This is a genomic window from Methylobacterium sp. E-065, assembly GCF_022829605.1.
Lineage (GTDB): Bacteria > Pseudomonadota > Alphaproteobacteria > Rhizobiales > Beijerinckiaceae > Methylobacterium.
This window is the reverse complement of record NZ_JAKSYD010000074.1, coordinates 148,527-166,941: the sequence shown is the minus strand read 5'-3', so window position 1 is coordinate 166,941 and position 18,415 is coordinate 148,527. Positions and strand designations below refer to the sequence as shown.

Annotated in this window: 10 protein-coding genes and 1 pseudogene; 7 read left to right on the top strand and 4 right to left on the bottom strand. The window is 68.0% G+C overall.

All coding sequences use genetic code 11. The features are described 5' to 3' along the window. The 6 genes and pseudogenes from MKK84_RS07750 to MKK84_RS07725 form a co-directional block, all read left to right on the top strand. Positions 1-867, top strand: an 867-nt coding sequence (locus tag MKK84_RS07750; RefSeq protein ID WP_243918337.1) for a porin, incomplete at its 5' end; no start/stop codon positions are given. Between the two features lie 937 nt (positions 868-1,804). Beyond that, complete coding sequence (locus MKK84_RS07745; RefSeq protein WP_243918329.1) at positions 1,805-3,436, top strand: porin; 1,632 nt, start codon at positions 1,805-1,807, stop codon at positions 3,434-3,436. Between the two features lie 657 nt (positions 3,437-4,093). Beyond that, positions 4,094-5,685 (top strand): annotated as a pseudogene (locus MKK84_RS07740) (porin). Between the two features lie 360 nt (positions 5,686-6,045). After that, positions 6,046-7,428 (top strand): 2-hydroxycarboxylate transporter family protein, encoded by a 1,383-nt coding sequence (locus tag MKK84_RS07735; protein WP_243918327.1) that lies wholly within the window; start codon positions 6,046-6,048, stop codon positions 7,426-7,428. Between the two features lie 494 nt (positions 7,429-7,922). Further along, positions 7,923-11,087, top strand: coding sequence for a double-strand break repair protein AddB (addB, locus tag MKK84_RS07730; protein ID WP_243918325.1), 3,165 nt, complete (start codon positions 7,923-7,925; stop codon positions 11,085-11,087). Positions 11,088-11,196: 109 nt separating this feature from the next. Continuing rightward, positions 11,197-11,688, top strand: coding sequence for a bleomycin resistance protein (locus MKK84_RS07725; RefSeq protein WP_243918311.1), 492 nt, complete (start codon positions 11,197-11,199; stop codon positions 11,686-11,688). A gap of 270 nt (positions 11,689-11,958) precedes the next feature. Here MKK84_RS07725 and MKK84_RS07720 read toward each other — a convergent pair whose 3' ends face one another. The 3 genes from MKK84_RS07720 to MKK84_RS07710 all read right to left on the bottom strand — a co-directional run bounded on the left by MKK84_RS07720 (position 11,959) and on the right by MKK84_RS07710 (position 14,789). Continuing rightward, the gene (locus MKK84_RS07720) at positions 11,959-13,188 is read right to left on the bottom strand and encodes an acyl-CoA dehydrogenase (RefSeq protein ID WP_243918304.1); all 1,230 of its coding nucleotides are present in this window, start codon (positions 13,186-13,188) and stop codon (positions 11,959-11,961) included. 111 nt (positions 13,189-13,299) lie between these two features. Further along, the gene (locus tag MKK84_RS07715) at positions 13,300-14,229 is read right to left on the bottom strand and encodes an AEC family transporter (protein ID WP_243918359.1); all 930 of its coding nucleotides are present in this window, start codon (positions 14,227-14,229) and stop codon (positions 13,300-13,302) included. A 95-nt stretch (positions 14,230-14,324) separates the two neighbouring features. Beyond that, a complete protein-coding gene (locus MKK84_RS07710) occupies positions 14,325-14,789 on the bottom strand; it encodes a hypothetical protein (protein WP_243918302.1) in 465 nt (154 codons plus the stop codon). A 366-nt stretch (positions 14,790-15,155) separates the two neighbouring features. Here MKK84_RS07710 and MKK84_RS07705 point away from each other — a divergent pair, with 366 nt between their 5' ends. Then, positions 15,156-16,829 (top strand): methyl-accepting chemotaxis protein, encoded by a 1,674-nt coding sequence (locus tag MKK84_RS07705; RefSeq protein ID WP_243918293.1) that lies wholly within the window; start codon positions 15,156-15,158, stop codon positions 16,827-16,829. A 344-nt stretch (positions 16,830-17,173) separates the two neighbouring features. Here the strand turns inward: MKK84_RS07705 and MKK84_RS07700 are convergent, their stop codons facing one another. Then, the gene (locus tag MKK84_RS07700) at positions 17,174-18,379 is read right to left on the bottom strand and encodes a trans-sulfuration enzyme family protein (RefSeq protein ID WP_243918291.1); all 1,206 of its coding nucleotides are present in this window, start codon (positions 18,377-18,379) and stop codon (positions 17,174-17,176) included. Between the last annotated feature and the right edge of the window lie 36 nt (positions 18,380-18,415).

Genomic DNA, 18,415 nt, shown 5'->3' with positions numbered 1-18,415 from the left:
ATCGACAGCATCGAGCGCTCGCGCCTGCCCGACTTCGTCGGCGTCGTGCGCCTCGATCAGGCCTGGGGTTCGGCCCAGCTCTCGGCCGCCACCCACGAGCTGAACGTCGGCAATCTCTCGACCGCCGCCAGCACCGGTACTGGCGCTATCGTCGCCCCGGCGCATACCCGCAACGTTCAAGGGTTCGCGGTGCAGGGCGGTCTGAAGATCAACGCGCCGTTCATCGCCCCGGGCGACGCCCTGTACCTGCAGGGTGCCTACGGCGAAGGCGCGCAGCTCTACACCGGCTACTCCTCCTACACCGGCTCGTACACGCAGAGCACCACGACCATCCAGGGCCAGAAGTTCGCCCAGTACTTCGCTGACGCGACGGTCAACCCGTTCACCGGCCAGCTGCAGACCTCGACCAGCTTCACGGCGGTCGCGTCGTACCTCCACTACTGGTCGCCGGAGTGGCGCTCGGCCTTCTTCGGTTCCTACGGCGAGCAGAGCTTCGGCCAGGGCGCACGCCTCGCCCAGGGCGCGATCTACAACCTCACCAGCACGCTGGCCGGCAGCAACCCGTTCGGCGCCAACGCCGTCGGCACGCCCGGCACCCGGTTCTACAACCTGAGCCAGGCGCTGCGCGACACCTACCAGTTCGTGGCAGGTGGCAGCATCATCTGGTCGCCGGTCAAGGATCTCGATATCGGCGTGGAGGCGTTCTACACCCAGATCGGCCTGAAGAACGGCCGGGCGATCGATCTCGACAAGAGCCCGACCGCCTACGCCAACGTCGCCGGCATCAACAACGGTACCTTCGCGGTCCGTACCGCCACGCAGGACTCGGTCTCGCAGGTCCGGTTCCGCGTCCAGCGCGACTTCTGATCCCAGGCGCCGGGGCTTCTGCCCCGGCCGCTTGCCTCATCCATCACAGCGCAAGGCTCGGCTTCGGCCGGGCCTTTTTTGTTGCGCCGGGTGGTTCGACGATCCCGCGCGTACCGTAGGTAAGGCCGAGCGCATCCGCGCCGCCTTGAGGCCCAATGGCGCCGTACGCGGGACCGGGCCAGCGCGGCGCAAATTCCCGCCGATGCTGAACCGGAGCGTTGCGACCCGGATTTTCCGTGTTTGCGCGGGCCGGATCAGCGCGGGGCAGCATCCTTGACGATACCTGTCGGACTCCTCGCCCGGGCCGCTTTGGCAGCCCGGTGGCGTTTGCCCCTCGGCGCAAGGTGAGCCGAGCCGCGGCTCCAAGGGGTGGCCGCGCAGGCGCGCGATGCGAGCATCCCTGACGCAAAGCGCGGTCGCGCCGCGATCCGGTCGAGAATCAGAATCGCTAGGCACTCCGCGTGGGATCCGCGGTGGCGACGTCATTTACAAATCGGTTGTGCGCAGAGGTGGGCGTTGCCCGCCTAGGGTGCAGATCAGCGCCGCCGCGACCGTGCCGTCGCGGTTCGGGCGCGCCGTAGACCGCGACAAAACAATGGCCACCTGAATTGCACTTCTGCTGCTCAAAACAAGATAGATAAAATAATACGTCGTTGGTAATTATCGAAAAATCATAAATCAGAAAACTGACTCGCTTAAATGTAAGTCTTAGTTTTGTGGCAAGCATACAACGCTTTCCGCCAACACTATTGTTTAGCGTCGATCAAAGTTGCGGATGCGACGTCGTTTGCACAATGTGCTCACGCATCGGTGCATCTCGACCTCGGGGTCCCGAACGGCTTTGCCATCAACAGGCGAGTTGTGCAAAAATAAGCTATTAGCGCAGAAATAGACTGCGTGGATGGCGATATCGGGTCTCGAATCCTTGGAGATATATATGAAGCTCTTGAAGAGCTCGTTGCTCGGTTCTTCCGCCGCGTTCGCGGCAGTGGGCGCCGCGCACGCAGCCGATCTGCCGGTCAAGAAGGCCGTGCCGATCGAGTACGTCCGCGTCTGCACCGCCTACGGTGCCGGCTTCTTCTACATCCCCGGCACCGACACCTGCCTGCGCATCTCGGGCCGCGCCCGGTTCGAGGGCGGGTACATGCCCAGCAACTCGCGCGGGACCGGTAATGGCGACACGTCGGGATACCAGGGCCGGATGCGCATCAACCTCGATGCCCGCACCCAGACCGCCTACGGCACGCTCCGCGCCTTCACCCGCCTCGATGCCGGCGCACGCACCGGCTATTCCGGCGTCGGCCAGTCCGGCACGCAGCAGCGGATCGGCCAGGCCTATCCCGGCCTCGGCAACGACAGCTTCGGCCGCGACTCGCAGTACGTGAACGTCGACAAGGCGTTCATCCAGTTCGCTGGCCTGACCGCCGGTCGCGCTTCCTCGTTCTTCGACTTCTACGCGCACGATTTCGAGTTCGCCGGTGCTTCCGCGGGGTCGGATGTCGCTTCTACGAACCTGCTGGCCTACACGGCTACGTTTGGTAATGGCCTGTCGGCGACGCTCTCGGTCGAAGACCCGATCTACCGCCGTACCCCGATCTTCTCGCCCTACAGTGTCGGCGTCGCCACGAATGGCGGGATCGGCGGTGTGGCGGTCCTGGCGGTCACCAACCAGCCGACGCCGGTCTTCATCACCTACAACACCCGCGGCCTCCCGACCGGCTACGGCTACGTCGACACCATCCAGCGTACGCGCCTGCCCGACTTCGTCGGTGCGCTGCGCCTCGACCAGGCCTGGGGTTCGGCCCAGCTCACCGCCGCGACCCATGAACTCAACGTCGGCAACGAGAGTCAGGCGTCCGGTCAGCCGATCGCGCCGATCGAGCATGCCCGGAACACCCAGGGCTGGGCCGTTCAGGGTGGCCTGAAGGTCAACGCACCGTTCATCGCTCCGGGCGACGCCCTGTACCTGCAGGGTGCCTATGGCGAGGGCGCTCAGCTCTACACCGGTTACTCGTCATTCACCGGCTCGTACACGCAGACCACTGCGACCCTTCAGGGCCAGAAGTTCAACCAGTTCTTCGCCGACGCGACGATCAACCCGTTCACCGGGCAGCTGCAGACATCGCAGAGCTTCACGGTGGTCGGGTCCTATCTGCACTACTGGACCCCGGAATGGCGTTCGGCCGTGTTCTCCAGCTACGGCGAGCAGAGCTTCTCGCAGAGCGCCCGCGCCGCCCAGGGCGTGGCCTCGTCCCTGGCCAATATCGGTGGCAACCTCGTGGTCGGCGCCCCTGGTACGCGGTTCTACTACCTGAGCGAGGCGCTGCGGAACACCTACCAGATCGTCGCCGGTGCGAGCCTGATCTGGTCGCCCGTCAAGGACCTCGATATCGGCGTCGAGGGCTACTACACGCAGATCGGCGTCAAGAACGGTCGGGTGATCGACAAGGACGAGAGTCCGACGGCCTACAGCAACGTCGCCGGGATCAACGCCGGAACGTTTGTGCCGCGGACGGTCACCCAGGACTCTGTCTCCTCGGTTCGCCTGCGCGTCCAACGCGACTTCTGATCCAAGAGCCCGGCGCCGGGATTTCGGTCCCGACGCCGGCCCCGTGCAGCATGACTTTCAGGCCTGGCCATGCCGGGCCTTTTTTATGACGGTGCTGGGCATGGCCGCCCGCTGCGCGCGCCTCCGCGGTGCCGGCATGGACTGCGATTCGGGGATGCCGAGTCGCGCGATCGCTGCTTTTCAACGCGGCGAGCGAATCACAGCCAAGTTTCAGGGCTTTTAGCCGGTCGCGCCGATCGACAGGCGGCGCGCAGCACGGTGCGAACGTGGTCAGGGGAGCGACCCGCTCCCTGAAGCGACCGTGTGATCCGCAAAAATCACAACATTTATCCGCCGATCTGCTCCGGCTAATAATTTTCACTGCCGACAAGAGAAGCAAAATACACAAAAGTTCGCACCATCTCATTTAAGCTATACATAAGTTGAAGATAATCTATGTTTTGTTGCACCTAAGCAACAGATAAGCCCAAGATAAAATTGAAATATGATTCGCCGTTGCCGATAATTTTGCCGGGCATCAGGATGATCGAAGAGATAAAATCTGCGATCTGATCGTAGAAATTATCATCTATCATAAAACAAGGCAGGAGAATACTGCCAAAAATTCAATTGGCTTGGAAATCGGCCGTCGTGGAATTTTAAGCTCTGGGGAATTCAATGACATCATTCAAGCATATCCTGCTCGGATCCGCCGCGGCCTTCGCGATGACGGGTGCCGCGCAGGCGGCTGACCTGCCGGTCAAGAAGGCCGCGCCGATCGAGTACGTCCGCGTCTGCACCGCCTACGGGGCCGGCTTCTTCTACATTCCCGGGACCGACACCTGCCTGCGCATCTCGGGCCGCGCCCGGTTCGAGGGGGCCTACCAGACCGCGTCCAGCCGGCAGCCGGGCGCCAGCGGCGACACGTCGGGGTATCGCGGCCTGCTGCGCATCAATCTCGATGCGCGCACCCAGACCGCCTACGGCGCGCTCCGCGCCTTCGCGCGGCTCGATGCCGCCTCCCGTACCGGCGTGGTCCACTCCGGGACCATGCTGCGCATCGGCCAGGCCTACGGCGCCACCGGCGTCGACGAGGCGGGCCGCGTGCAGCAATACGTGAACGTCGACAAGGCGTTTATCCAGTTCGCCGGGCTGACCGCCGGCCGCGCGTCGTCGTTCTTCGATTTCTACGCCCACGACTTCGAGTATTACGGCGCAACCTCGGGATCCGATAATTCGTCCACCAACCTGCTCGCCTACACGGCGACCTTCGGAGACGGCCTTTCGGCGACGCTCTCGGTCGAAGACCCGGTCTACACCCGCTCGCCGGTCTTCGCGCCGCTCTCCGGGCCGCCGGTGAGCCCCGTGTTCGTGGCCTACGCCAACAATCTGCCGACGCGCTATGGCAACGTCGATCCGATCCAGCGCTCAAGGCTGCCTGACTTCGTCGCTGCCCTGCGGGTCGATCAGGCCTGGGGCTCCGCGCAGCTCTCCGCCGCCACGCACGAGATCAATGTCGGCAACCTGTCGACCGCGACCGCGGCCGGCACGGGCGGCGTGCTCACCGGCATCCCGCACACCCGTTCGGTCCAGGGCTGGGGCGTCCAGGGCGGCGTGAAGATCAACCTGCCCGCGATCGCTTCCGGCGACACCCTCTATCTGCAGGGTGCCTACGCCAACGGTGCCCAGAGCTACACCGGGTACTGCATGATCGCGGGTTGCTACAGGCAATCCAACACGGGCTTCGACACGCAGAAGTTCGAGCAGTACTTCGCGGACGCGTCGATCAACCCGTTCACCGGCCAGCTCCAGACCTCGACCAGTTTCTCGGCGGTCGCGTCGTTCCTGCACTACTGGTCGCCCGAGTGGCGCTCAGCCGTCTTCGCCTCTTACGGCGAGCAGGATTTCTCCGCCGGTGCCCGCTTGGCCCAGGGAGCCCTGTACGGCCTCGCGAGTGCGAACGGCACGGGCGGCTTCGGCGTGAACGCCGTCGGCGTCCCGGGCACCCGGTTCTACCAGCTCAGCCAAGCCCTGCGCGATACCTACCAGGTCGCGGCCGGCGCGAGCCTCATCTGGTGGCCGATCTCGATATCGGCGTCGAGGCCTTCTACACCCAGATGGGCGTCAAGAACGGTCGGGTGATCGACTCCGACAAGAGCCCGACGGCCTATGCCAACGTGGCCGGCATCAACAACGGTACCTTCGCGGTTCGGACCGCCACGCAGGATTCGATGACCCACGTCCGGTTCCGCGTCCAGCGCGACTTCTGATCCCCTGCGTCGGCGGGGGAACTCCCGTCGACGCCAACACCAATCAGGCCCGGCTCTGCGCCGGGCCTTTCTTCGTGGGCACGGGCCTCGCCGGGGTGAGCGTCCGCGCGCCGCGAAGGACCCGGCGGCCTGTATCGCCCTCGTGGTGCGTGCGTTTTTAATCCCCACCCGCGGAACAGGTCGGGCTCTTTGTTCCCGGCAGCGCGTTGCCGCCCTCCGCCCGCACTGATACGCCGAATGTCACTTTATTTCCGCCGGCTGTGCGGGTCGTGACGTGACGCGACGGTTATCGGCCGGCGCGAAATCATGCGCGGAGGCCGTGAATTGCCGACGCGTTGAGAGGCATCCGGGGGGACGTCCATGACCAGCACCGCCTCGCCAAGGCCGATCCCGTCAGCGGTCGAGACACGGGTCGAGGAGAGGCGCCCGGCCCGGTTCTGGCCGGATCGCTGGTGGCGCCTCGTCGACACCAAGATCGGCATCATACCGCTGCCGGTCTACGTCATCCTGGCGGCGCTGATCGTGATCCTCGTCCAGGAGGGCGAGATCAAGCCGGATGGGCCGACCATGATCGCCGTGCTGGTGATGGGCGGCTTCACCTGCGCGGAGATCGGCAAGCGCATCCCGATCCTCCGGAATATCGGTGCGGGCGCGATCTTCGCGACCTTCATCCCCTCGGCGCTGGTCTACTACGCGCTCGTCCCACCGCAGATGGTGAAGGCGATCACCGACTTCACCAAGTTCACCAACTTCCTCTACATCTACATCGCCACGATCATCGTCGGCTCGATCCTCGGCATGGACCGGGAGGTCCTGATCAAGGGCTTCCTCAAGATCTTCGCGCCGCTGGCGACCGGTTCGGTGGCGGCGGCCATCGTGGGTACGCTGGTCGGCACGCTGCTCGGCCTCGGCCCCTACAAGACCTTCTTCTTCATCGTGGTGCCGATCATGGCCGGGGGCGTCGGCGAGGGAGCGATCCCGCTGTCGATCGGCTACGCGGCGATCCTCGGCCAGCAGCAGGGCGTGATCTTCGCCCAGGTCCTGCCGCCGGTGATGCTGGGCTCGCTCACCGCGATCATCTTCGCGGGCACCCTGAACTCGGTGGGCAAGCGCTATCCCCACCTCACCGGCGAGGGCCGGCTCCAGCCGGACTCGGACGGCCTCAAGTCCAGCGACGCCCAGGCCAAGTCCGAGGCGGCGCGGGGCCAGATCGATCCCGCCACGATCGGCGCCGCGGGGCTGACCGCCATCACGCTCTACCTGCTCGGCGTCATGGCCCACCACCTGGTCGGCCTGCCGGCGCCGGTGGCGATGCTGTTCCTGGCGGTGTTCGCCAAGCTTGCCAGCGCTGTGTCGCCCCATCTCCAGGCCGGCGGCTTCGTGGTCTACAAGTTCGTGCAGGTCTCGATGACCTATCCGCTGCTCTTCGCCATCGGCGTGGCGCTCACCCCCTGGCACGAGCTGATGGCCGCGTTCACGCTGGTGAACCTGATCACCATCGTGTCGACCGTGGCGACGCTGATGACCACCGGCTTCTTCGTCGGGCGCTGGCTCGGGATGTACCCGATCGAGACCGCCATCGTGAACGCCTGCCACAGCGGCCAGGGCGGCACCGGCGATGTCGCGATCCTCACGGCGGCGAACCGGATGGCGCTGATGCCCTTCGCGCAGATCGCGACCCGCATCGGCGGCGCGCTCACCGTGACGGGCACGATCATCGCGATGAAGTGGATCGGGGTCTGACCGACCCCGCAGGACGCGTAGACGATCTAATCCCGCTGCTGGCCGATCCGGAGGATCCCCGCCTGCCGCGCACCGTTTTCGGCGCCTACACGGCTGAAAAGTTCGAACAGGATTTTCTTGTCTTCAATGACGGGCGACCGCTCGACGCGAGCGTAAGCGAGCGTAAGGACACCGGTCAGGCGCAGCCCCCCCCGCAACGAGCGGATTTGCACTTCTTACTCTAAAGTCGAACCCTCACAGTTTAAAGCGCTTTTCCCTCCCCCTCACAGGGAGGGGTCAGGGGTGGGGGTGGCTCAGGATGAGGCGCAATGGTGCCTCCTGCGACACCCCCACCTCCAACTCCTCCCCGCAAGGGGGAGGAGAGGGCCTCTCGGCCAGCGAAGCGTGAATGTCGTACCGTCTGCGGGGGGAGGCGCGCGAAACGAACGGCCCGGCACACGCAGCGGCCCATCGCCCCCTGTCCGGAACCCCGCCGGGGGCGTAGAACTCCGCCCATGCCCGCTCGACAGGCCGTCTTCACCATCACCCGCGGTGTCCCGTTCCTGCCGACGTTGGCCGAGGCGCTGCTCTCCGGCCAACTCGTCGGGCCGGTGGCGAGCGATCCGCTGGCGCTGGCTGCCGTCACCCTCTACCTGCCGACCCGCCGCGCCACCCGGGCGCTGTCAGCCATCCTGGCCGAACGACTCGGCCGCGATGCCCCCGGGCAGGCTACGCTGCTGCCCCGGATGATCCCGCTCGGCGAGGCCGACGAGGCGGAACTCGACCTCGCCGCCGAGCCGCTGCTGGAGGCGAACGCCGACCCGCTCAGCGCGCCGATGGCCCCGCTGGAGCGCCGGCTGATCCTCGCTCGCCTTGTCCAGGCCTGGGCCAGGACGGTGGATCGCACCCTGCTGCCGCTGGACGCCGAGGTGCCGTTCCTCGTCCCGTCCTCCCCGGCCGACGCCATTGGTCTCGCGGGCGACCTCGAACGGCTGATGGACGCGCTCACCGTCGAGGGCCTGCCCTGGTCGGAGATCGGCGCCGCCGTGGAGGCCGAGTATTCCCGCTACTTCGGCCTGACCCTCGACTTCGTGCAGATCGCCGCCGAGAACTGGCCGAAGCTGCTCGCCGAGCGGGGTCTCGCCGATCCCGTCGCGCGTGCCCGCGGCCTTATCCTGGCGGAAGAGCGGCGCCTGTCGCGCGGCGTCACGCAGGATCCGGTGATCGTGGCCGGGTCGCTGGGCTCTGTCCCCGCCACCGCCCGCCTGATCGCCGCCGTGGCGAAGCTGCCCCGGGGTGCCGTGGTGCTGCCCGGTCTCGACCTCGACCTCGACGCGGCCGGCTGGGACGGTATCGACACCGGCGAGGGGTTTACGCGGATCATCGCCCACGGCCACCCGCAGGCGGTGCCGCACCGGCTGCTCGGGCCGGACAATCTCAACCTCGCCCGCAGCGAGATCGTCGCCCTCGGCGAACCCGATCCCGGGCAGGTGGCCCGGGCCGCCCTGCTGTCGCAGGCGCTGCGGCCGGCCGACACCACCGACGCCTGGGCGGCGCTCGATCCGTCCGAGCGCGACACCAACGCCCGCCTCGGCCTCGACGGGCTGGCGCTGGTCGAGGCCGCCGACGAGCGGGAAGAGGCGCTGATCGCCGCCGTGGCGTTACGCGAGGCCCTCCAGACGCCCGGTGCCACCGCGGCCCTGGTCACGCCGGACCGGGGCCTCGCCGGCCGGGTGGCGGTGGAACTGCTGCGCTGGGGCATCGTGGCGGAGGATTCGGCGGGCCTGGCGCTGGCCGGAAGCCCGGCCGGACGCCTGGCGCGGCTAGCCGCCGAACTCGCCGCCGACCTCGCCCGCAAGCAGGCGGACGCGATCCCGGCCCGACTGATCGCGCTGCTCTCGCATCCCATGGTTCAGCTCGGCCTGCCGCGCGCCGACGTGGTCCGGGGCGCGGCGGCCCTGGAGATCGGCCTGCTGCGTGGCCCGGTCCCGGCGCCGGGTTTCTCGGGGTTGCGCAATGCGCTCGCGGCGGAGCGCGCCGGGCCACCGGAGCACCGGCCCCGGGCCAAGCGACGCCTCAAGGACATCGACTGGGACCTCGCCGCCGACCTGCTCGATCGGCTCGACCACGTGTTCGAGGATTTCCCGGGGCCGGACGGCGCGGGGGATTGCGATCTGGTGACCACGGCCGCCCGCCACCGGGAGGCGTGCGACCGTCTGGTGTCCGGGCCGGAGGATGCCCCGCAGACGGAGTCGGATGGCTCCCTGTCCTGCCTCGACGCCCTGTTCGACGACCTGGAACTGGCCGAGCCCGGCCTGATGCCTGGCCGGTTCGACGATTACGCGACCTTCTTCACGTCGCTTGCCCGGGAGCGGGTGGTCGCCTGTTCGGGCGAGGCGCCGCATCCGCGGCTGCGCATCCTCGGCCTGCTGGAGGCGCGCCTGCTCTCGGTGGACCGCGTGGTGCTCGGCGGCCTCGACGAGGGTGTCTGGCCGGTGCGCACCCTGACCGACGCGTTCCTCAACCGGCCGATGCGCGAGCGGGTCGGCCTCAACCCGCCCGAGCGGCGGATCGGCCAGATGGCGCACGACTTCGTGCAGGCTTTGGGCTGCCGGGATGCGGTGATCACGCGGGCGCTGAAGCGCGAAGGCGCGCCGACCGTGCCGTCGCGACTGATCCAGCGTCTGCGCGCGCTGGCCGGGGATACGAACTGGGACGCGGTGCTCGTGGCGGGCCGCCGTCTCGCCGGCCTCGCCGCCCGGCTCGACGCAGCGCCGGTGCAGCCGAGGTTGAAGCGGCCCGCGCCGAAGCCGGATCCGGCCCTGTTCCCGCGTTCGCTCAGCGTCACCGAGATCGAAACGCTGGTGCGCGACCCCTACAGCATCTTCGCCCGCCACGTCCTCGGGCTCGATCCCCTGGACCCGCTGGCGGCGGCGCCGGGCGTCGCCACCCGCGGCTCCCTGGTCCACGAGGTCTTCGCCGAGTTCGCCCGCCGCCATCCGCGGGACCTGCCCCGGGATGCCACGGAGCGGCTGTTCGATCTCGCGTTGAACGCCTTCGCGGAGATTGAGGCGGAGTATCCGAACCTCTACGCCGAGTGGTGGCCGCGCTACCAGCGTATGGCCGGCGCCTATCTGGACTGGGAGGCGCAGCGCCGGCCCGGCCTGACCCAGATCCATCCGGAGGTGTCGGGCCGCTGGGTGATCCCGATGGGTCGCGAGAGCTTCACGCTGCGCGCCCGGGCCGACCGGATCGAGCTGCGCCCGGACGGCAGCGCCTGCATCGTTGACTACAAGACCGGCGCCCCGCCCTCGGCGAAGATGATCTTTTCGGGGTTCTCGCCGCAGCTGACCCTGGAGGCGGCGATGCTGATGCACGGCGCCTTCGCGGATCTGCCGAAGGTCAAGACGCCGCCCGACCTGCTCTACATCCACGCCTCGGGTGGCCGGAAACCCTTCCTTCCGTTGCCGGTCAAGCCGCCGCGCGGCGAGGCGCGCGACGTCGCCGCGATCGTCACCGAGCATGCCGAGCGGCTGCGGGACCTGATCGCGCGGTTCATGACCGGGGACGCGGCCTACACGGCCCGGCCCTATCCGCAATACGCGAGCAAGTACGGGTCCTACGACCATCTCGCCCGGGTGCTGGAATGGTCGCTCGCCGGGGATGAGAGCGGGGAATGAGCCGCCGTTCCCCCGAATCGCGGTAGGATCAGGGTCGGCCCGGGTTGCGGTTGCGGGAAGGCTGGCCCGGCGCTGCTCCTGGCCACCCGATGCACGCCGGAGCGGTTCGATGACCGAGGTGAACCCCCTGACCGATCCCACCGCCCGGGCGCGATCCTCCGGCTCAGGCGGTGCGCCGCAGGGCGGGATCGGGGCCCTCGTTCCGGAGCTGTATGTGACGGATCTCGATGCGAGCCTGCGTTTCTGGTGCGGGTTGCTCGGCTTCGCGATCGCCTACGATCGCCCGGCCGCGCGCTTCGCCTTCCTGACGCGCGGCGCCGCGCAGATCATGCTGTGCCAACGCAACGGCAGCTGGGAAACCGCCGCGCTGGACTATCCGCTTGGCCGAGGCATGAATCTGCAGACGATGATCGAGCCGCTGGATCCGGTCCTCGCTGCGCTCGAAGCGGCAGACTGGCCGCTGTTCGAGGCGCCGCGCGCAGCGTGGTATAGAGTCGGAGACGCGGAACACGGCCAGCGGGAATGCCTCGTGCAGGATCCCGACGGGTATCTCGTCCGCCTCGCGGAGAATCTTGGCACTCGCGCATCGGCACGGGGATGAGGCGTTCACGCCGCGGGTCCGGCCGGCACTCACGACCTTCTTCCCTGTCGCTCTGAGCTACACGGATCCGAGGCACCCCGCTGATGACGGAGCGCGACAGGCCCCCTCTCCCGCACGGGAGAGGGGGCCCGTGTCTCATTCTGCCGAAGGTCGAGCCCGCTGAGACATCAAACCTGTGTCGCCCTGACCCTTCTCAGGCGCGGTGAGCGCGTGTCGGCCGGCGATGCGTGAACGACCATGGTCCGCTCGAGCGACGGAACCGTCACCCCCTCAAAAGAACGCCTGCAACCCCGTCTGCGCCCGGCCCAGGATCAGCGCGTGGACGTCGTGCGTGCCCTCGTAGGTGTTAACCGTTTCGAGGTTCTGGGCGTGGCGCATCACGTGGTACTCACCCATGATGCCGTTGCCGCCGTGCATGTCGCGGGCCGTGCGGGCGATATCGAGCGCCTTGCCGCAATTGTTGCGCTTGACCAGTGAGATCATCTCCGGGGCCATCCTGCCCTCGTCCATCAGCCGCCCGACCCGGAGCGAGGCCTGGAGGCCGAGTGCGATCTCGGTCTGCATGTCGGCGAGCTTCTTCTGGACCAACTGCGTCTGCGCCAGGGGCCGGCCGAACTGCTTGCGCTCCAGCGTGTAGCTACGCGCCCGGTGCCAGCAATCCTCGGCGGCGCCCATCGCGCCCCAGGAGATGCCGTAGCGCGCCCGGTTGAGGCAGCCGAACGGCCCCTTCAGCCCGGAGACGTTGGGCAGCAGCGCGTCTTCGCCGACCTCGACCCCCTCCATGACGATCTCGCCGGTGGTGGAGGCGCGCAGGGAGAGCTTGCCCTTGAGGGTCGGGGTGGAGAGGCCCTTCATGCCCTTTTCCAGGACGAAGCCGCGGATCGCGCCCTCATGGGCCTCGGACTTGGCCCAGACCACGAACACGTCCGCGAAGGGCGCGTTCGAGATCCACATCTTGGCGCCCGAGATCCGGTAGCCGCCGTCGATCTTCTCCGCCTTGGTCTTCATGCCGGCCGGATCCGATCCGGCATCGGGCTCGGTCAAGCCGAAGCAGCCGATCCATTCGCCCGAGGCGAGCTTCGGCAGGAATTTCCGGCGCTGCGCCTCCGAGCCGTAGGCGTGGATCGGGTACATCACGAGGGAGGATTGCACGCTCATCATCGAGCGGTAGCCGGAATCCACCGCCTCGACCGCCCGCGCCACGAGGCCGTAGGCCACGTAGGAGGCACCCGCACAGCCGTATTCCTCCGGCAGGGTGACGCCCAGCAGGCCGAGTTCACCCATCTTCCGGAACAGGCCCGGATCGGTCTTCTCGGTGGCGTAGGCCTCGACGATCCCGGGCAGGAGCTGTTCCTGCGCGAAGCTCTGGGCGACGTCGCGGATCGCCCGCTCATCCTCGGTGAGCTGGTCCTCCAGCAGGAAGGGATCGTCCCAGACGAAGGCCGCCGAGGCCGGGGCCGAGGGGGAGGCGCTGCCCGGGGGGCGCATCGGAGCGTTCATGGGGATCCTCGCCTGCAGGGTTGCGTGGAGCCTCGCGGGCTCGCGCTTGGCGACACAGTAGACCCGCACCGGCCGTCGTCCAACGCGCGCGGTGACGCCGGGGCGCCGCCGTCACGCCCGGCCGAGGAGCATCAGCCAGGCCAGGGTCGTGAGCGGCGCCAGCAGGGTGGACACCAGCACGGAGGCCGCCACCATTCCGGTCTCGGTCCGGTAGCGGGCCGCCAGCAGGTAGGCGTTGATCCCAACCGGCATGGCGGCGAACAGCGTGGCGACCCCGGCATAGGCCGGCGGCATGTTGAAGACGTGGAAGGCCAGCACCCACACCGCCAGCGGGTGCAGGATGTTCTTCAGCAGCGCGATCACCAGCGCCCCCTTGAGATCGAACAGAACCCGGTAGCGCTTCAATCCGGCGCCGAGCGCCACCAGCGCGCAGGTCGAGGCGGTGCCCGCGAAGGCATCGATCAGGGATCGGACCATCCCGGCGGGGGTGACACCCAGGCTCTTCATGGCCATGCCGACGAGGAGCGCCACGAAGATCGGATTCTTCAGCAGCACCAGGGCGAGGCCCCGGATCCGCGCCAGGATCGGCAGGCCGGAATCGGACTCGATCAGGAACGTCGCGCTGCCCATCATCAGCGGCAAATGGACGGCGAGCAGCATGAACAGCGGGAACGCGCCGTCCTCGCCGTAGGCCTGGAGGATCATCGGCACGCCGACGAACACGGTGTTCGATTGGCTGGCCGCGAAGCCGTGCAGGATCGCGCCCCGCCGCTCGATCCCGGCCCGCCGCCGGGCGATCAGCGTGCCGACGAACCACGACAGGCCGGCCCCGCCGAAATACGAGACCCAGTAGGACCACGCCACGGTGCCGCTCATGCCCGGCTTCGTCAGCGTCGCGATGATCAGCGCCGGCACGGCGACCGCGAAGACGTATTCCGACAGGCCATCGCTGACCTTGTCGGAGAGCAGTCCCGCGAGCGCCGCGATCCAGCCGATCAGGACGATCCCGAAGATCGGGGCGATGATGGCGAGGGCGTTCACGGATGCGGGCGGCGCGTTGAGGGGCTGGACTTCGGCCCATAGCACGCGTTCACCGGCTTGCGCGTCGGCGCCTGATGCATGCGCGGGTGTGCGGCCTACTTGCCGTCCAGCACCTTCAGGGGGTTCGTGCGCTGGGTCGCCGGCGGCTCCTTGGTGAGGTTGGCGCCGCCTTCCCGCTGCGCCTTCACGTCCCGCGGTGACCCGGGGCCGCCGACGGCCGCGCCGCCGTCGTTGCTCTGGGTCGGGACCGTACCGGAGGCGAGTTCCAGGCAGGTCACCATCTCGACGTAGGAGGGATAGCCGCCTGCCTTGAACTGGTTCTGGCACTGCCGCTTGGCCGCCGGGGTGTAGTTGCCCCAGTTCCGCGCGGCCTCCTTCTTGGCCTCCCGCTCCGAGCGAAGGCAGCCGTCGTAATTGGCCTGATCGCTGATCGACGTGTTGGCGACCTGCGCCGAACGGCAGGTTTGCTCGACATCGAGATCCGGAACAGCGTCGGCTTGGGCAGGTCCGGCGATGACCCCGAGCAGGAGGGCGGCAAGGGCGGAGGACGTCGGCTTCATGGTGGTCGTGACTCGCGAGAGAGGGAGGCCCGCGGAAGGCTACCCGTTCAGAACGCGCCAATCTGCCTTTCGGCACCCGCCAGCGGCAACGGCGCCGCGCGGATGTCCGTGTCTGATCGTCCGACGCACCGGAAGCTGGCGGTACTGTCCCATCTGGACCGATGCCGGCCGGCGGAGATGCCGGATGCATCGCTAATCAATCTAGCTTGTAATGTAGATATCAGTCAATCGAGATCAATTATTGAGCGATGCGATGGCATGATCTTAAAGACATCGTTCGATAGAATATGAGCTTTCATGTTGCAAAAAACTGGAACGCAGGCCGGTATGGCCCTATGGCATCACGTGAATGTCAGGGGAGCGAACATGATGAGGGTCAATACGATCAAGGGGCGGCTGATTGTTCTGCTGACCCTGCTCGGAACCCTCCTGCTGGCTTCCGTCGTGATCGGTCAGCTGGCCCTGTCCAGCAGCAACGACAGTCTCCGGTCGGCGTACGAGGATCGCGTGGTGCCGCTCAGCCAGTTTCTGGGCATCCGTGAGGCCTACGACCGGATCGTCGACGCTTCGCGTGAGGCGCGGGAACAGGCCGCTAAACCCCAAGAGGCCGCGGGCCGCATCGAGGCGGGCTTGGCCAACCTCAACCAGCAATGGGCCGCTTATCTCGCAACCAAGCTCACGCCGGAGGAGAAGCGGCGGGCTGCCGCCATGCAGGCGCAGATCGATCGGAACGCGGTGATCGTTGCCGGAATCCTGGAGCGGCTTCGCGCAGGGAACCTCGACGGCTACAGTGCGGCACATCTCGGCCTCAACCAGATGATGGCGCCGACCGTCGCGGCCCTGTCGAAGCTGACGGACCTGCAACTCCGGGCGGCGCGCGCCGGGTACGAGGAGGCGCGGGAGGCGGCGTCTCGGGCCAGACTGATCCTGATCGCCTTCCTGGCGGCGGCGGCCCTTGCCCTCCTGTTCGGCCTGCACACCGTGCTGATCCGGGTGATCCGTCCCCTCGATCACACCACTGCCCTGATGGGCCGGCTGGCGGCCGGTGATTTGACCGCGACCGTCACCGGAGGACAGCGGCGGGATGAGGTCGGCGCGATGATCCGGTCCGTGCAGATCTTCAAGGATGCGATGCTGGCCAAACAGGCGGCCGACGAAGCCGCCGCCGTCGAGACCGAAGCCAAGACGCGTCGGGCCGCTTTGCTCGATCAGATCACCACGCGCTTCGAGGATACGATTTCGGCTTTGACCCGGAGCTTGGCGGAGGCCGCCGGCGACATGGAGGTCACTGCCCGGACCATGGCGGGCGTGGCGGATCAAGCCACGCAGCAGGCCGTGACGGTGGCGGGCGCGGCCGAGCAAACCTCCGGCAACATGCAGACCGTGGCATCCGCGACCGAGGAGATGGCCGCCTCCGTGCAGGAGATCGTCGAGCAGGTGACCCGCTCGGCGCAGATCGCCGAGCGGGCGGTCGAGGGCGCGACGCGCAGCGGTGCCACGGTCCGCCGACTGGCCTCCACGGCTGGCCGCATCGCCACCTTCGTGGACGTGATCGCCAACATCGCCAGCCAGACCAACCTGCTGGCGCTGAACGCGACGATCGAGGCGGCGCGGGCGGGCGACGCCGGGCGGGGCTTCGCGGTGGTCGCCGGCGAGGTCAAGGAACTGGCCGAGCAGACCGCGAAGGCCACTGGTGAGATCGGTGAGCGGATCGGTGAGATCCAGAGCGCCACCGACGAGGCGGTCGTTGAGATCGAGGCGATCAGCCGGATCATCGGCGAGATGTCGAGCTACGCGACCGCTGTCGCCGCAGCGATGGATGAGCAGGGCGCGGCGACCCGGGCGATCACCCGCAACGTGCAGGAGGCGTCCCGCGGCACCGAGGACGTGACCCGGAACATCGCGGGTGTCCGCGAGGGGGCGAGCCGGACCGGCGAGGCCGCCGCCCAGGTTCTGAGCGCCGCGCAGGGCCTGTCGCGGCATTCCGAAAGTCTGACGCAGGAGGTCAGCACCTTCCTCGGCAGCGTGAAGGCTGCCTGAGCGAGCGGGACGGGAGGGATCTGCCAGATCCTGCGCTCCTGGGATGTTCGGCGAATCAGAGGCGACTTACCGGGGTCATCCTGGCGCACCCCTGTCCCGGGCAGATGGAGCGTGGGCGGAATGTGACCTGGGATCCAGCGTGAGACGGCGCGAAGCGTCGATATTCGGTGCCGCTGCGCTGCGCTTTGGGTGCTGGGTCCCGGATCGCCTTCCACTGCGATCCAGGCGTCCGGGAAAGCGGCGCGCTTTGTGAGGCCGATGTCCCGGAACGCTTGGCCTCAAACACTGGGACGGCGCTGCCATCCACTCCGTCTCCGGCTCAAGAAGTGTTGCGTCCAGGCTGATCAGAGACCCGTGTGACCCGCGCGCAGCGCCTGATCCAGATCCGCGTACAGGTCGTCGGTATCCTCGATGCCGGTGGACAGGCGCAGCAGGTCCGTCGGGCAGGGGCTGCCCGGACCCTCGACCGAGGCGCGATGCTCGATCAGGCTCTCGACGCCTCCGAGCGAGGTGGCGCGCTTCCACAGCCGCACGCGCGCCGCCGCCGCGATGGCGCCGGCCTCGCCGCCCGCGATCCGGATCGACAGCATGAAGCCGAACCCGTCCCGCATCTGGCGGCGGGCGACCGCATGCCCGGGATCGTCGGCCAAGCCCGGGTAGAGGACGTGGGTCACCTGCGGGTGCCCGCGCAGGCGCTCGGCCAGCCGCAGGGCGCCGGCGGACTGCGCCGCCGCCCGCAGGTGCAGGGTGCGCAGCGAGCGCATCAGCAGGTAGGCCTCGAACGGCCCGAGGATGCCGCCGCTGCCGGCGCGGATCCCGCGAATCCGCGCCCAGAACGCGTCGTCCCGCGCAGCCGCCAGCACGCCCGCCACCACGTCGGAATGACCGTTGAGGATCTTGGTGGCCGAATGCATCACGATGTCGGCGCCGAGTTCGAGCGGGCGCGTGTGCACCGGCGAGGCCGCGGTGGAATCGACCGCCAGTCGGGCGCCGGCCGCATGGGCGATCTCGGCGGCGGCGGCGATGTCGGTGACCGTCCAGAGCGGGTTGCCGGGCGTCTCGATCCAGACGAGCTTGGTCTGTCCCGGCTGGACCGCGCCGCGAAGCGCTTCGGTATCGTCCGTGTCCACGAAGGTCAGGCTCAGCCCGCGCCGGGGCGCCTCCTCGCGCAGCCAACGCTTGAGCGCCCAGTACATGACGGTGCCGGCGACCACATGATCGCCCGGTTCGAGGGCGCCGAACACCGCGGTCGCCGCCGCCATTCCGGAACCGAACAGCAGGGTGCCGGCTTCGGCCGCCTCCAGCATCGCCAGGACGGATTCGGCCTCGCGCACCGTGGCGTTGTCGGGACGGGCGTAGCAGTAGCCCGAGCTGTAGCCGTTGTCGGGGTCGCGGATGAAAGTCGTTGCGACGTGGAGCGGCATCACCACGGCCCGGGTCTCGGGCTCGATCCGGCCCATCGCCTGGGCGGCGAGGCTCTTTCGCGCGAAAGCCGGCGTTCCGTCGGGCTGTGTATCCGTCGGTGCCTGCGGCGCGTAAGGCTGTGTCATCTGGAGATTCTCGGCGGATGGAGTGGGGCGCGTGCC

Bases quoted from the DNA above. Each gene is read 5' to 3' on its own strand.
- MKK84_RS07745 (WP_243918329.1), top strand. From the start codon at position 1,805: ATGAAGCTCTTGAAGAGCTCGTTGCTCGGTTCTTCCGCCGCGTTCGCG.
- MKK84_RS07735 (WP_243918327.1), top strand. From the start codon at position 6,046: ATGACCAGCACCGCCTCGCCAAGGCCGATCCCGTCAGCGGTCGAGACA.
- addB (WP_243918325.1), top strand. From the start codon at position 7,923: ATGCCCGCTCGACAGGCCGTCTTCACCATCACCCGCGGTGTCCCGTTC.
- MKK84_RS07725 (WP_243918311.1), top strand. From the start codon at position 11,197: ATGACCGAGGTGAACCCCCTGACCGATCCCACCGCCCGGGCGCGATCC.
- MKK84_RS07720 (WP_243918304.1), bottom strand. From the start codon at position 13,188: ATGAACGCTCCGATGCGCCCCCCGGGCAGCGCCTCCCCCTCGGCCCCG.
- MKK84_RS07710 (WP_243918302.1), bottom strand. From the start codon at position 14,789: ATGAAGCCGACGTCCTCCGCCCTTGCCGCCCTCCTGCTCGGGGTCATC.
- MKK84_RS07705 (WP_243918293.1), top strand. From the start codon at position 15,156: ATGATGAGGGTCAATACGATCAAGGGGCGGCTGATTGTTCTGCTGACC.
- MKK84_RS07700 (WP_243918291.1), bottom strand. From the start codon at position 18,379: ATGACACAGCCTTACGCGCCGCAGGCACCGACGGATACACAGCCCGAC.